This window comes from Enterobacter sp. PI-10 (assembly GCF_027947695.1).
Lineage (GTDB): Bacteria > Pseudomonadota > Gammaproteobacteria > Enterobacterales > Enterobacteriaceae > Enterobacter > Enterobacter vonholyi.
This window is the reverse complement of record NZ_JAJNOG010000002.1, coordinates 181266-195157: the sequence shown is the minus strand read 5'-3', so window position 1 is coordinate 195157 and position 13892 is coordinate 181266. Positions and strand designations below refer to the sequence as shown.

Genomic DNA, 13892 nt, shown 5'->3' with positions numbered 1-13892 from the left:
AACGCCCATGAGTATGTCATCCATACCTTCGCATTCCCCATCCGGTAAGCTCTATGGCTGGGTTGAAAGGATCGGCAATAAAGTGCCGCACCCTTTCCTGCTGTTTATCTATCTGATTGTGATTTTGATGGTCGCCACTGCCGTGCTCTCCGCCTTTGACGTCAGCGTGCGCAGTCCGGCCGACGGCAGCCTGGTGGCGGTGAAAAACCTGCTCAGCGTTGAGGGGCTGCACTGGTTTTTACCCAACGTGATTAAAAACTTCAGCGGCTTCGCCCCGCTGGGCGCCATTCTGGCGCTGGTGCTGGGTGCCGGACTGGCCGAACGCGTGGGCCTGCTGCCCGCATTGATGGTAAAGATGGCTTCTCACGTCAGCGCGCGGCACGCCAGCTACATGGTGCTGTTTATCGCCTTCTTTAGCCATATCTCCTCCGACGCCGCGCTGGTGATCATGCCGCCGATGGGGGCGCTGATCTTCCTCGCCGTCGGGCGCCACCCCGTGGCGGGCCTGCTGTCGGCGATTGCGGGCGTGGGCTGTGGATTCACTGCCAACCTGCTGATCGTCACCACCGACGTGCTGCTCTCGGGCATCAGTACGGAGGCGGCGAAAACCATTGATGCGGCCATGCACGTCAGCGTGATCGACAACTGGTACTTTATGGCAAGCTCGGTCATTGTCCTGACGATTGTCGGCGGGCTGATTACCGATAAGATCGTCGAGCCGCGCCTGGGCAAATGGGAAGGCCGCAGTGATGAAAAGCTGGAAACCCTGAGCAAAGAGCAGCGCTTTGGCCTGCGCGTGGCGGGGATTGTCTCGCTGGCCTTTATCGCCGCGGTGGCGCTGATGGTGGTGCCGGAAAACGGCATACTGCGCGATCCGGTTAAACATACGGTCCTGCCTTCGCCGTTTATCCAGGGCATCGTGCCGCTGATTATTCTGTTTTTCTTTGTCGTCTCGCTCGCCTACGGTATCGCCACCGGTAAAATCCGCCGCCAGGGCGATCTGCCGCAGCTGATGATCGAGCCGATGAAGGAGATGGCGGGTTTTATCGTGATGGTGTTCCCGCTGGCCCAGTTTGTGGCGATGTTTAACTGGAGCAACATGGGCAAGTTTATGGCCGTGGGCCTGACCGACGCGCTGGAGGCTGCCGGGCTAAGCGGCGTACCGGCGTTTGTCGGCCTGGCGCTGCTGTCATCCCTGCTGTGCATGTTTATCGCCAGCGGCTCCGCCATCTGGTCGATTCTGGCCCCGATCTTCGTGCCGATGTTTATGATGCTGGGTTTTCACCCGGCGTTTGCCCAGATCCTGTTCCGTATCGCGGACTCCTCGGTGATACCGCTGGCACCGGTTTCGCCGTTTGTTCCGCTGTTTTTAGGCTTCCTCCAGCGCTATAAACCCGAGGCCAAACTGGGTACCTACTATTCGCTGGTTTTACCCTACCCACTTATCTTTTTAGGGGTATGGCTGGTGATGCTGGTGGCGTGGTATCTTGTCGGCCTGCCGATTGGGCCGGGAATATACCCGAGGCTAAACTAAAGGAATGAGGATGCTGAGATTACTCGAAGATAAGATTGCGACGCCGCTTGGGCCGCTGTGGGTGATCGCGGACGAGCAGTTTTGCCTGCGCGCCGTTGAGTGGGAAGAGCACAGCGACCGCATGGAAGAGCTGCTCAATATTCATTACCGCCTGCAGGGTTATGAACGTATCAGCGCCACCAATCCGGGTGGACTGAGCGACAAGCTTGCGGCGTACTTCGAAGGCGATCTCAGCATCATTGATACTCTGCCGACCGCCACGGCTGGCACGCCTTTTCAGCGCGAAGTGTGGCAGGCGCTGCGGTCGATTCCGTGCGGGCAGGTCATGCATTACGGCCAGCTCGCGGAGCAGTTAGGTCGCGCAGGCGCTGCACGCGCGGTGGGTGCCGCTAACGGCTCTAACCCGGTCAGCATAGTGGTGCCCTGCCATCGCGTCATTGGCCGCAACGGTACCATGACAGGCTATGCCGGTGGCGTGCAGCGAAAAGAGTGGTTGCTGCGTCACGAAGGGTATCTCTTGCTCTAGTTCCCAGGCTTTTTGTGCTTAATTTTCTACCGGTTAGGCTAAAAATCCATAATCAAGCTGTGGAATTTCAAGAAGATGGCGACGCATTGTCGTCTCTTGTCCTTATTGAGGGTTTGTCAGGCTTACGTACTTACCAAAAAGATGTTAAAATTGACCAATATCAATTAAGGCTTGAGCAAACCTATGATCCCGGAAAAGCGAATTATACGACGCATTCAGTCTGGCGGTTGTGCTATCCATTGCCAGGATTGCAGCATCAGCCAGCTCTGTATCCCGTTTACCCTGAATGAGCATGAACTCGATCAGCTTGATAATATTATCGAGCGTAAGAAGCCTATTCAGAAAGGGCAGACGCTGTTTAAAGCGGGAGACGAACTGAAATCGCTCTATGCTATCCGTTCTGGCACCATCAAGAGCTACACCATCACCGAACAGGGCGATGAGCAGATCACCGGCTTCCATCTGGCGGGTGACCTGGTAGGCTTTGATGCCATCGGTACGGGCCACCACCCGAGCTTTGCTCAGGCACTCGAAACCTCGATGGTTTGCGAAATTCCGTTTGAAACCCTGGACGATCTGTCCGGCAAGATGCCTAACCTGCGTCAGCAGATGATGCGTCTGATGAGCGGTGAGATCAAAGGCGATCAGGACATGATCCTGCTGCTTTCTAAAAAGAATGCCGAAGAGCGCCTGGCCGCGTTTATCTACAACCTCTCCCGCCGCTTCGCCGAGCGTGGCTTCTCGCCGCGTGAATTCCGTCTGACGATGACGCGTGGCGATATCGGCAACTACCTGGGTCTGACCGTGGAAACCATCAGCCGTCTGCTGGGTCGTTTCCAGAAAAGCGGGATGCTGGCCGTTAAGGGTAAATACATCACTATCGAAAACGGTGAAGCGCTGGCCGTTCTTGCCGGGCACGCCCGTAACGTGGCGTAAACGCCATACGTATACTGCCAGACCGATAAATTTTCCTGATTCATTGGTCTGGCATATTACCCCGTCATTTATCTGACCTTTTCACCGTAGCACACCCCCACACAGCGCCCGAAAGGTTCTCGTTGAGGTTATGAATTGAGAGAAAGTTTGTTTTTCGTTTCAGTCGTGATTGCCTCAGTGACCTTTATCTTCATCTGGATCATGCTTGTCGGCCCAATGAAGGGGGAAGAAAAAACCTACGTCCAGGACTCCACGACCTTTGCGATAGCAGTGATGGTGCTGCTGTTTATTGCGTTTATCGCGGTGACGACCACGGTACTTTTCCTCTGATAAATTTTCATGAAATATTGATCTGGCAAAACCTCCCCTCTGTTTCATTCAGGATATATAGGTTACTCTTTTAATTACAGACTGTGGTGACAGTAGTAAGGAGACCTGTATGGCCAAGTATCAAAACATGCTGGTAGCTATCGATCCGAACCAGGACGATCAGCCGGCATTACGACGTGCTGTGTATTTACATCAACGGATTGGTGGCAAAATCAAAGCGTTTTTGCCGATCTATGACTTCTCGTATGAGATGACCACCCTTCTGTCGCCTGACGAGCGAACCGCTATGCGTCAGGGCGTCATCAGCCAGCGTACCGCGTGGATCCGAGAACAGGCGAAGTATTACCTGGAAGCGGGTGTTCCCATTGATATTAAAGTGGTCTGGCACAACCGACCTTTCGAAGCCATCATCCAGGAAGTTGTCGCCGGTGGGCACGATCTGCTGCTGAAGATGGCGCACCAGCACGACAAGCTGGAATCCGTGATCTTCACCCCGACCGACTGGCACCTGCTGCGCAAATGCCCTTGCCCGGTCTGGATGGTGAAAGACCAGCCGTGGCCTGAAGGCGGGAAAGCCGTTGTGGCGGTAAACCTCGCTAGCGAAGAGGATTACCACAACTCCCTGAACGAGAAGCTGGTGAAGGAGACCATCCAGCTTGCCGACCAGGTCAATCATACTGAAGTGCACCTGGTAGGTGCCTATCCGGTCACCCCTATTAACATTGCCATTGAGCTACCTGAATTTGACCCGAGCGTGTACAACGACGCGATCCGCGGTCAGCATCTGCTGGCCATGAAAGCGCTGCGCCAGAAATTCAGCATTGATGAGAAAATGACCCACGTGGAAAAAGGGTTGCCTGAAGAGGTGATCCCGGACCTGGCGGAACACCTGCAGGCGGGGATTGTGGTGCTGGGTACTATCGGCCGGACCGGTATTTCTGCCGCCTTCCTCGGCAATACCGCTGAACAGGTGATCGACCATCTGCGCTGCGACCTGCTGGTCATTAAGCCGGATGAGTACCAGACGCCGGTTGAGCTGGACGATCCGGAAGACGATTAACACCTGCGCCGCCCGACAATAAAAAAACCGCCAAATTCGGCGGTTTTTTCGTTTCAGCGTAACTTACAGCGCTTTCAGAATCGCATCCACGCTGGCTTTAGCATCGCCAAACAGCATGTGGGTATTCTCTTTGAAGAACAGCGGGTTCTGCACCCCGGCATAACCGGTATTCATAGAACGTTTGAAGACGATTACGTTCTGCGCCTTCCACACTTCCAGAACCGGCATACCGGCGATTGGGCTACCCGGATCGTCCTGTGCAGCAGGGTTAACGGTATCGTTGGCACCAATGACCAGCACGGTGTCGGTGTCGGCGAAATCATCGTTGATCTCATCCATTTCCAGCACGATGTCGTAAGGTACTTTCGCTTCCGCCAGCAGCACGTTCATGTGGCCCGGCAGACGCCCTGCCACCGGGTGAATACCAAAGCGAACCTTGATGCCCCGCGCGCGCAGCTTCTCGGTGATTTCCGCAACCGGATACTGCGCTTGCGCCACCGCCATGCCGTAGCCGGGAGTGATGATCACGGAATGCGAGTTTTTCAGCATGTCTGCGGTATCTTCCGCAGAAATTTCACGGTGCTCACCCACTTCTTCATCAGCACTGGAAGAAGATCCATCTGTCCCGAAACCACCGGCGATTACGCTGATGAACGAACGGTTCATCGCCTTACACATTATATAAGACAGGATCGCACCGGAAGAACCCACCAGCGCACCGGTGACGATCAGCAGGTCGTTGCTCAGCATAAAGCCTGCCGCCGCTGCCGCCCAACCGGAGTAGGAGTTCAGCATCGAGACAACTACCGGCATATCCGCACCACCGATGGACGCCACCAGGTGCCAGCCAAATGCCAGCGCGATGATGGTCATTACCAGCAACGCCAGCACCTGCAGACCGACGCTTTCGGTACGCACGAAGACCACCAGCAGAACAAATGACACTACCAGCGCCGCCAGGTTCAGCTTATGACGGTTTGGCAGCATCAGCGGTTTAGAGGAGATCTTTCCGCGCAGTTTACCAAACGCAACAATGGAGCCGGTGAAGGTCACCGCACCGATGAAGATGCCCAGGAACACTTCAGTCAGGTGGATGTTGACCAGTATCGGTTCCAGACCCGGTTCGTGATACAAATAGCTGTTGAAGCCCACCAGCACCGCGGCCAGACCCACAAAGCTGTGCAGAATGGCAACCAGCTCCGGCATCTCGGTCATTTCAACGCGTTTTGCCAGACGAATACCAATCGCGCCGCCGATGATCATCGCCACCAGGATCCACGCTACGTTGCCGGTATCCGGCCCGAAGATGGTGGCAATCAACGCAATCGCCATCCCGGCGATACCAAAGTTATTCCCCTGCTGAGACGTTTCGTGTTTGGAAAGCCCCGCCAGACTGAAAATAAACAGGATTGCAGCAACAATGTATGCGGCTGTCACTAATCCTCCAGACATATGCTACCCCTTAGCCTTTACGAAACATTTTCAGCATGCGCTGAGTCACGGTGAAACCACCGAAAATATTGATACTGGCGATCAGCACCGCGATAAAGCTCAGGAAGCTGATCCAGCCGCCGTGACCTATCTGCAGTAACGCCCCCACCACGATGATCCCGGAGATGGCGTTGGTTACCGACATCAGCGGCGTGTGCAGCGCATGGGAGACGTTCCAGACCACGTAGTAGCCTACGACGCAGGAGAGCGCGAAGACGGTAAAATGACCGAGGAACTCTTTTGGCGCGACGTCAGCCAGCCAGCCGAACAGAATAATCACCAGCGCCATGATCGCGTATTTACGCCACGGTGAAGCCGGTTTAGCAGATTCTTTTGGCTCAGGCGCCGCTTTTGGTGCCGCCTGAGGCTGAGCAGAAACCTGAATAGGCGGCGCAGGCCAGGTAATTTCACCTTCACGGACCACGGTCACACCGCGCACCACCACATCGTCGAAATCAACGGTGACGTTGCCGTCTTTCTCTTTGCAGAGCAGCTTAAGCAGGTTGACGAGGTTGGTGCCGTACAGCTGAGAAGACTGCGTTGGAAGACGGCCCGGCAGATCGGTATAGCCGATCACCTTCACGCCGTTAGCGGTCGTGGTCACCTGATTCGGTACGGTATATTCACAGTTACCGCCGTTTTGGGCGGCCAGGTCGACAATCACGCTGCCCGGCTTCATGGAATCAACCATCTCACGGGTAATCAGCTTCGGCGCAGGTTTACCCGGGATAAGCGCGGTGGTGACAATAATGTCGACATCTTTCGCCTGAGCGGCGAAGAGTTCCATTTCGGCTTTGATAAAGGCTTCGGACATCACCTTCGCGTAACCGTCGCCGCTGCCGGCTTCTTCCTTGAAGTCCAGCTCAAGGAATTCGGCCCCCATACTCTGAACCTGTTCCTTTACCTCAGGACGGGTGTCAAAGGCACGTACGATAGCGCCCAGGCTATTTGCCGCACCGATTGCAGCAAGGCCCGCCACGCCCGCGCCAATCACCATGACTTTCGCCGGAGGGACTTTACCCGCGGCGGTGATTTGACCGGTAAAGAAGCGACCAAATTCGTGGGCTGCTTCAACAATGGCGCGGTAGCCAGCAATGTTTGCCATGGAGCTTAAGGCATCCAGCGACTGCGCGCGCGAAATGCGCGGCACGGAGTCCATCGCCATTACGGTCACGCCACGGGCCGCCAGCTTCTCCATTAGCTCCGGGTTTTGCGCAGGCCAGATGAAGCTCACCAGGGTTGTCCCCGGATTCAGCAGCGCAATCTCACCCTCTTCCGGTGCGTTGACCTTCAGAATCACCTGCGACTGCCAGACGTCAGCACCGTCGACCACTTCCGCGCCAGCCTGGATAAAGGCCTCGTCATCGAAACTCGCCAGTTTGCCCGCGCCGCTTTCAACCGCGACCGTAAAACCCAGCTTAAGCAGTTGCTCCACCGTTTTCGGTGTTGCCGCTACGCGGGTTTCATTGGCTAACCGTTCTTTTGGTACCCCAATACGCATAGTTTTCCCTTCCATCGGTTCTTGATGATGGTTTATCGATAAATGCCCGCGGTTTGTATCAATTTTCACCATCGCGCAAGCGACGAGATATGATTAACCCCGGAAAATAAAACGTAACAAACTGTCTATAACCTACTGAAAATAGCGCCCGTGATCTACCGCCAGAAAACACTATTTCTTACTTTATCTGTGAAAAATAAGCGATCGGCGTCACTGACAGTGATATTTACCTTAAATTCATCGCCGGAACCGATAAATCGCGCAAGCGAAGCGGTAAAAACATGATATAGCGCCGTAAGAGAACAACTTATTAACATTAAATTAACTTGTAAAAGTCATATGCTTTATCAGTTTTACTTGTCAAACGCGTGTTTTTTCAACATATCACTAAATGTTATCGAATAAGGTGATTCAGTGAGCACAGGCAGTGAAAAATGGCGCAGACAGCGACGGGTTTTAAATGCAATAATCGGGACCGTCTCAAATTAACAACAATACCAGTACATGGTTTGCGCAAGGCGAAGGATCATTTTTATGAAGCTTAAGAACACACTCCTGGCGTCCGCACTTCTTTCCGCGACCGCCCTGTCTGCGAATGCCGCAACAGAGTTAACGCCGGAGCAAGCGGCAGCGTTAAAACCTTTTGACCATACGGTCATTGTGGGTCGTTATAATTCTATTGGCGACGCCGTCGCCGCTGCATCAAAAGCTGCTGATAAAAACGGGGCGGCCTCGTTTTATGTCGTTGACCAGTCCGATTACGGCAACAGCGGTAACCTGCGCGTGACCATCGCGCTATTCAAAGACAATGCGCCAAAAGCTGACGCACCGAAAAACCGCGTGATCAACGGTGTTGTTGAACTGCCGAAAGATCAGGCGATTGAGCTGGAACCCTACGACACCGTCACCGTTCAGGGCTTTTACCGCAGCCAGCCTGAAGTGAACGATGCCATCACCAAAGCCGCGAAAGAGAAAGGAGCTTATTCTTTCTACATCGTGCGTCAGGTCGATGCTAACCAGGGTGGCAACCAGCGCATTACCGCGTTCATCTATAAAAAAGATGCGAAAAAACGTGTTCTGCAAAGCCCGGATGCCATCCCGGCGAATTCAGAAGCGGGTCGCGCGGCGATAGCGAAAGGTGGCGAAGCCGCGAAGAAAGTTGAAATTCCAGGCATCGCAACGACGGCGGCCCCAAGCGCTGAAGTGGGTCGTTTCTTTGAAACGCAGTCCACGAAAGGTGGCCGTTACTCCGTTACGCTGCCGGACGGTACCAAAATTGAAGAGTTGAACAACGCCACTGCTGCGCAGATGGTGCCGTTCGACAGCATCAAATTTACCGGCAACTACGGCAACATGACGGAAGTCTCTTACCAGGTCGCGAAGCGTGCGGCGAAGAAAGGGGCGAAGTACTACCACATCACCCGCCAGTGGCAGGAACGTGGTAACAACGTGACCATCAGCGCCGATCTGTACAAGTAACAAAAGTCGTTTACGAAAGGCGGCGCAATGCCGCCTTTTTTGTTACTTTTTTTGATTTTCTGCCTCACGTCATTGCATGCTTTCGTTACACTCCGTAAAATCCCGCGCCTTAGTGTGATCCACCATTTTTATGCGCCTGAGCGAAATAATTATTCTGGATTTTGACCTTTCATAACAGGAAGCCAATGGAAAAGAAACTTGGCCTGAGTGCTCTGACTGCACTCGTTTTAAGCTCAATGCTGGGTGCGGGCGTATTCAGTTTGCCGCAAAATATGGCGGCAGTCGCGAGCCCTTCTGCGCTCATCATTGGCTGGGGCATTACGGGTGTCGGAATATTGCTGCTGGCCTTCGCTATGCTGCTGCTCACCCGCATTCGCCCGGATCTGGACGGCGGTATTTTCACCTATGCGCGTGAAGGTTTCGGCGAGCTGATTGGCTTCTGTTCCGCGTGGGGATACTGGCTGTGTGCCGTTATCGCCAACGTCTCCTATCTGGTAATCGTCTTCTCGGCGCTCAGTTTCTTTACCGACACGCCTGAGCTGCGCCTCTTTGGCGACGGAAATACATGGCAGTCTATTGTGGGTGCCTCGGTGTTATTGTGGTTCGTCCACTGGCTGGTGTTACGTGGCGTACAAACGGCCGCCAGCATCAACCTGGTAGCGACGCTCGCGAAGCTGGTTCCGCTCGGCCTGTTTATCGTTCTGGCCTTCATTGCGTTCCGTATGGACGTGTTTAAGCTTGATTTCAGCGGCGTTGCGCTGGGCGTCCCCGTCTGGGAGCAGGTGAAAAACACGATGCTGATTACCCTGTGGGTGTTCATCGGTGTAGAAGGCGCGGTCGTGGTTTCTGCCCGAGCCCGAAATAAACGCGATGTGGGCCGCGCCACGCTGCTGGCCGTACTCGCTGCGCTCGGGGTCTATCTGCTGGTAACGCTGCTGTCGCTGGGCGTGGTGGCGCGTCCTGAACTGGCTGAAATGCGTAACCCGTCAATGGCAGGGCTGATGGTGAAAATGCTCGGCCCCTGGGGCGACGTGGTGATTGCGGCTGGCCTTATCATCTCCGTCTGCGGCGCGTACCTGAGCTGGACCATCATGGCGGCTGAAGTGCCTTTCCTGGCCGCGACGCACAAAGCGTTTCCACGCCTGTTCGCCCGTCAAAACCAAAACAGCGCGCCGTCGGCATCGCTCTGGCTGACCAACATCAGCGTTCAGGTCTGTCTGGTGCTGATCTGGCTCACAGGTTCAGACTATAACACCCTGCTGACCATCGCCTCGGAGATGATTCTGGTACCCTATTTCTTAGTGGGTGCGTATCTGTTAAAAATTGCCACACGCCCGGCGCATTATGTTGTGGGTGTCGGAGCCTGTATTTACGGCCTGTGGTTGTTGTATGCTTCCGGTCCTATGCATCTGCTACTGTCGGTAGTGCTGTACGCACCGGGTCTGCTGGTGTTTATCTATGCCCGCCGCACGCATCAGCTGGAGAACGCGCTGAAACGCCGTGAGATGGCATTGATTGGACTGTTACTGGTTGCTGCCCTACCGGCAACCTGGATGTTAATGGGATAGCATCGCCTTTCCCATTGTTGAACTGTAAAGGAGAATACGATGGGAAATGCACCGCTTCGCCCAATACTGATTACCGGTGGAGGCCGCCGTATCGGCCTCGCCCTCGCCCATCACTTTCTCAACCTTCGCCATCCGGTCATTGTCAGCTACCGTACGGAATACCCGTCGATTGAAGGGTTACGCAAAGCGGGGGCGGTCTGCATTCAGGCTGATTTTTCAACCGATGAAGGCATTCTGGCTTTCGCGGAAACGGTAAAAGCCACCACGACGGGTCTGCGCGCCGTGATCCATAACGCCAGCGCATGGCGTGCCGAAAAACCCGGTACGTCACTTAGCGAAACGCTCTCCTCCATGCTGCAGATCCACGTCAATGCCCCTTATCTGCTTAACCACGCTCTGCAGGACCTGCTGCGCGGCCACGGGCACGCTGCGGGCGACATCATTCATTTCACCGATTATGTAGTGGAGCGCGGCAGCGACAAGCACATCGCCTACGCGGCCAGTAAAGCCGCGCTGGATAACATGACCCGCTCGTTTGCCCGCAAGCTCGCCCCGGAGGTGAAGGTGAACGCCATCGCCCCGGCGATGATTTTGTTTAACGAAAACGATGATGCAGAGTATCGCCAGCAGGCGCTGAATAAGTCGCTCATGAAAATCGCCCCCGGCGAGAAAGAGGTCATCGACCTCGTGGATTACCTGCTCACCAGCTGCTACGTCACCGGCAGAACCTTTGCCGTGGACGGTGGCCGTCCGCTGCGCTAGTGAAAGCGAATAACAGCCAGAATTACGGAACCGGCGTTAATTTAGAAAGATTAATGGAAGGTTAAGGTTTCGCGGTGTATGTTGGCTTTTTTCACGAAAACAGACGCTGTATGAATAAGATTGTTTATGTTGAAGACGAACCCGAAGTCGGGCAGCTGATCGCCGCCTATCTGGGTAAACATGATATGGACGTCATTGTTGAACCTCGCGGCGATCGTGCCGAAGAGGTGGTCGTCCGTGAAAACCCGGATCTGGTGCTGCTGGATATCATGTTGCCAGGCAAAGACGGCATGACGCTCTGCCGTGACCTGCGCGCCCGGTGGGAGGGCCCTATTGTCCTGCTCACCTCGCTGGACAGCGATATGAACCACATTTTGTCGCTGGAGATGGGTGCCAATGACTACATTCTGAAAACCACACCGCCTGCCGTCCTGCTTGCTCGCCTGCGCCTCCATTTACGCCAGCACGCCAGTATCGAACGCGAAGCACCGGCGCCGTCTCTGACGCCGCACAAAGCGATGCGCTTCGGGACGCTGTCTATTGATCCGATTAATCGTCAGGTGCTGCTCTCTGGCGAACTTATCGCCCTTTCTACCGCAGATTTTGACCTGCTGTGGGAGCTGGCAACGCATGCCGGACAGATTATGGACCGTGACGCGCTGCTGAAAAACCTGCGTGGCGTGAGCTATGACGGAATGGACCGCAGCGTTGACGTGGCGATTTCGCGTCTGCGCAAAAAACTGCAGGATAACGCCACCGAGCCCTACCGCATTAAAACCGTGCGTAATAAGGGTTATCTGTTTGCCCCACATGCGTGGGAAACCTGAGAAGATAACCTGACAGAAATGAAGGCATTGCGCGACGATGCCTTCTCTTTCGCACGTTTATTTTTACGTTTGCGCAACAATTTACTTGCTAAGCACGCGAACTATTCCATAATTACCTTCTCGACTCTCCTTTCTTCAGCTCGCCCCGCTCTTGCGATCGTTTTACTCATTTTCGCCGTGAAGCTTTCACGACATCTCTCCAATAAATCTTGAAATGAGGATTTAAGCCCATGACATATGTATAGCTACGGTCAGGTAGAAGCGATAAAAACCAATCTTGAGTGGATTGTTAATCAGGCAACCCTTACCCACGTCACCCCCTCACGAACCGATCAAAAAGCGCTCTTTGACCTGCTGGAACTCATCCAGTCTTACGAAATACTGCTGGACCTCATCAGCGAATACGGGACGGATGTGATTGATACGCATATTGCTGAAGGACTGGCGATGACCGAAAAACTCATCGCCAAGGTAAAAAACAGCGCGAAAGCCATATAACACGCTCGACAGACGTGAAAAACTCGAAGGGTTTTCATGTATATTCTGCACATAGCGTTTTTGCGGTGAGATCCAATGAAAAAGCTGTTTGTGCAGTTTTATCTTTTACTGTTTGTCTGCTTCCTGGTGATGACCATGCTGGTCGGGCTGGTTTATAAATTTACCGCCGAACGTGCGGGCAGGCAGTCGCTGGACGATCTGATGAAAAGCTCGCTCTATCTGATGCGCAGCGAGCTAAGAGAGATCCCGCCACACGACTGGGCGAAAACCCTGAAAGAGCTGGATCTGAATCTGTCATTCGATTTACGCATCGAGCCGTTGAAAGATTTCGATCTGGACCCGCCCGCCATGCAGCGTCTGCGCGACGGGGACATCGTCGCGCTGGATGAGAAATACACCTTTATCCAGCGTATTCCTCGCAGCCATTACGTGCTTGCCGTCGGGCCGGTGCCCTATCTCTATTATCTGCACCAGATGCGCCTGCTGGACATGGCGCTGATGGCCTTTATCGCCATTTCGCTCGCTTTTCCGGTCTTTATCTGGATGCGCCCACACTGGCAGGACATGCTGAAGCTGGAGTCCGCCGCGCAGCGTTTTGGCGAAGGGCATTTCACCGAACGTATTCACTTCGACAGCGGTTCCAGCTTTGAACGCCTTGGCGTGGCCTTTAACCAGATGGCCGATAACATTAATGCCCTGATAGCCAGTAAGAAACAGCTGATCGACGGGATTGCACATGAGCTGCGCACGCCGCTGGTGCGCCTGCGCTATCGTCTGGAGATGAGCGAGAATCTGACGGAAGCGGAGTCTCAGGCTCTGAACCGCGATATTGGCCAGCTCGAAGCGCTGATTGAGGAGCTTCTGACCTATGCGCGCCTCGATCGCCCGCAAAACGAACTGAACCTCAGCACGCCGGATCTGCCCGCGTGGCTGCAAACCCATATTGACGATGTTCAGAGCGTAAACCCGCAGCGCACGCTGTTGACGCGCGTCACGCCGGGTGATTACGGCGCGCTTGATATGCGCCTGATGGAGCGCGTGCTGGACAACCTGATGAACAACGCCATGCGCTACAGCGAAAGTACGCTGCAGATTGGGCTGGATTTGCAGGGAAACCAGGCCAGCCTGACGGTAGAGGATGACGGACCGGGGATTGCCCCGGAGGCACGCGAAACCGTGTTTGAACCGTTTGTCCGCCTCGATCCCAGCCGCGATCGCGCCACCGGAGGATGTGGCCTGGGGCTGGCCATTGTCTACTCTATCGCCCAGGCCATGGGCGGTACGGTGCATTGCGAGGAGAGCGAGCTCGGCGGCGCGCGCTTCTGCTTTAGCTGGCCAGTGTACCATAACATCGCCCTTCCCGTCCCTGCCTGACTTCAA

Annotated in this window: 13 protein-coding genes; 11 read left to right on the top strand and 2 right to left on the bottom strand. The window is 54.7% G+C overall.

The window, feature by feature from the left end; genetic code table 11:
- The first annotated feature begins 7 nt into the window (after positions 1-7).
- From abgT to uspE, 5 genes are all read left to right on the top strand, one after another.
- On the top strand, positions 8-1534 hold the full coding sequence (gene abgT / locus LRM19_RS05465) for a p-aminobenzoyl-glutamate transporter (protein WP_271367751.1): 1527 nt from the start codon (positions 8-10) through the stop codon (positions 1532-1534).
- 10 nt (positions 1535-1544) lie between these two features.
- Complete coding sequence (ogt, locus tag LRM19_RS05460) at positions 1545-2060, top strand: methylated-DNA--[protein]-cysteine S-methyltransferase (protein ID WP_115874888.1); 516 nt, start codon at positions 1545-1547, stop codon at positions 2058-2060.
- A 183-nt stretch (positions 2061-2243) separates the two neighbouring features.
- On the top strand, positions 2244-2996 hold the full coding sequence (gene fnr / locus LRM19_RS05455; protein ID WP_006174991.1) for a fumarate/nitrate reduction transcriptional regulator Fnr: 753 nt from the start codon (positions 2244-2246) through the stop codon (positions 2994-2996).
- Between the two features lie 147 nt (positions 2997-3143).
- Positions 3144-3326, top strand: a complete 183-nt coding sequence (locus LRM19_RS05450; protein ID WP_014883604.1) for a hypothetical protein — start codon at positions 3144-3146, stop codon at positions 3324-3326.
- 109 nt (positions 3327-3435) lie between these two features.
- Positions 3436-4386, top strand: coding sequence for a universal stress protein UspE (gene uspE, locus LRM19_RS05445; RefSeq protein ID WP_032640084.1), 951 nt, complete (start codon positions 3436-3438; stop codon positions 4384-4386).
- 63 nt (positions 4387-4449) lie between these two features.
- Here uspE and pntB read toward each other — a convergent pair whose 3' ends face one another.
- Together pntB and pntA are read right to left on the bottom strand one after the other, a co-directional pair.
- Entirely contained in the window at positions 4450-5838 is a 1389-nt protein-coding gene (gene pntB, locus LRM19_RS05440; protein ID WP_032668239.1) for a Re/Si-specific NAD(P)(+) transhydrogenase subunit beta, read from the bottom strand.
- Between the two features lie 10 nt (positions 5839-5848).
- Positions 5849-7378, bottom strand: a complete 1530-nt coding sequence (gene pntA / locus LRM19_RS05435) for a Re/Si-specific NAD(P)(+) transhydrogenase subunit alpha (RefSeq protein ID WP_133294265.1) — start codon at positions 7376-7378, stop codon at positions 5849-5851.
- A 534-nt stretch (positions 7379-7912) separates the two neighbouring features.
- On the opposite strand from pntA, the gene ydgH reads away from it, so the two are divergent.
- The 6 genes from ydgH to rstB all read left to right on the top strand — a co-directional run bounded on the left by ydgH (position 7913) and on the right by rstB (position 13886).
- Entirely contained in the window at positions 7913-8857 is a 945-nt protein-coding gene (gene ydgH, locus LRM19_RS05430) for a DUF1471 family protein YdgH (RefSeq protein WP_271367750.1), read from the top strand.
- 185 nt (positions 8858-9042) lie between these two features.
- A complete protein-coding gene (locus LRM19_RS05425) occupies positions 9043-10425 on the top strand; it encodes an amino acid permease (RefSeq protein ID WP_115874886.1) in 1383 nt (460 codons plus the stop codon).
- Positions 10426-10464: 39 nt separating this feature from the next.
- Complete coding sequence (gene folM, locus LRM19_RS05420) at positions 10465-11187, top strand: dihydromonapterin reductase (protein WP_111965687.1); 723 nt, start codon at positions 10465-10467, stop codon at positions 11185-11187.
- A 110-nt stretch (positions 11188-11297) separates the two neighbouring features.
- Entirely contained in the window at positions 11298-12014 is a 717-nt protein-coding gene (gene rstA / locus LRM19_RS05415) for a two-component system response regulator RstA (protein ID WP_021241154.1), read from the top strand.
- A gap of 237 nt (positions 12015-12251) precedes the next feature.
- Entirely contained in the window at positions 12252-12512 is a 261-nt protein-coding gene (locus LRM19_RS05410) for a hypothetical protein (RefSeq protein WP_271367749.1), read from the top strand.
- 75 nt (positions 12513-12587) lie between these two features.
- A complete protein-coding gene (gene rstB / locus LRM19_RS05405) occupies positions 12588-13886 on the top strand; it encodes a two-component system sensor histidine kinase RstB (RefSeq protein WP_045910344.1) in 1299 nt (432 codons plus the stop codon).
- Positions 13887-13892 lie beyond the last annotated feature (6 nt).

What these genes read in the sequence shown, in the direction of transcription:
- rstA (WP_021241154.1), top strand. Translation starts at nt 11,298, where the DNA reads ATGAATAAGATTGTTTATGTTGAAGACGAACCCGAAGTCGGGCAGCTG.
- LRM19_RS05425 (WP_115874886.1), top strand. Translation starts at nt 9,043, where the DNA reads ATGGAAAAGAAACTTGGCCTGAGTGCTCTGACTGCACTCGTTTTAAGC.
- LRM19_RS05410 (WP_271367749.1), top strand. Translation starts at nt 12,252, where the DNA reads ATGTATAGCTACGGTCAGGTAGAAGCGATAAAAACCAATCTTGAGTGG.
- uspE (WP_032640084.1), top strand. Translation starts at nt 3,436, where the DNA reads ATGGCCAAGTATCAAAACATGCTGGTAGCTATCGATCCGAACCAGGAC.
- folM (WP_111965687.1), top strand. Translation starts at nt 10,465, where the DNA reads ATGGGAAATGCACCGCTTCGCCCAATACTGATTACCGGTGGAGGCCGC.
- pntA (WP_133294265.1), bottom strand. Translation starts at nt 7,378, where the DNA reads ATGCGTATTGGGGTACCAAAAGAACGGTTAGCCAATGAAACCCGCGTA.
- ogt (WP_115874888.1), top strand. Translation starts at nt 1,545, where the DNA reads ATGCTGAGATTACTCGAAGATAAGATTGCGACGCCGCTTGGGCCGCTG.
- ydgH (WP_271367750.1), top strand. Translation starts at nt 7,913, where the DNA reads ATGAAGCTTAAGAACACACTCCTGGCGTCCGCACTTCTTTCCGCGACC.
- rstB (WP_045910344.1), top strand. Translation starts at nt 12,588, where the DNA reads ATGAAAAAGCTGTTTGTGCAGTTTTATCTTTTACTGTTTGTCTGCTTC.
- abgT (WP_271367751.1), top strand. Translation starts at nt 8, where the DNA reads ATGAGTATGTCATCCATACCTTCGCATTCCCCATCCGGTAAGCTCTAT.
- pntB (WP_032668239.1), bottom strand. Translation starts at nt 5,838, where the DNA reads ATGTCTGGAGGATTAGTGACAGCCGCATACATTGTTGCTGCAATCCTG.
- fnr (WP_006174991.1), top strand. Translation starts at nt 2,244, where the DNA reads ATGATCCCGGAAAAGCGAATTATACGACGCATTCAGTCTGGCGGTTGT.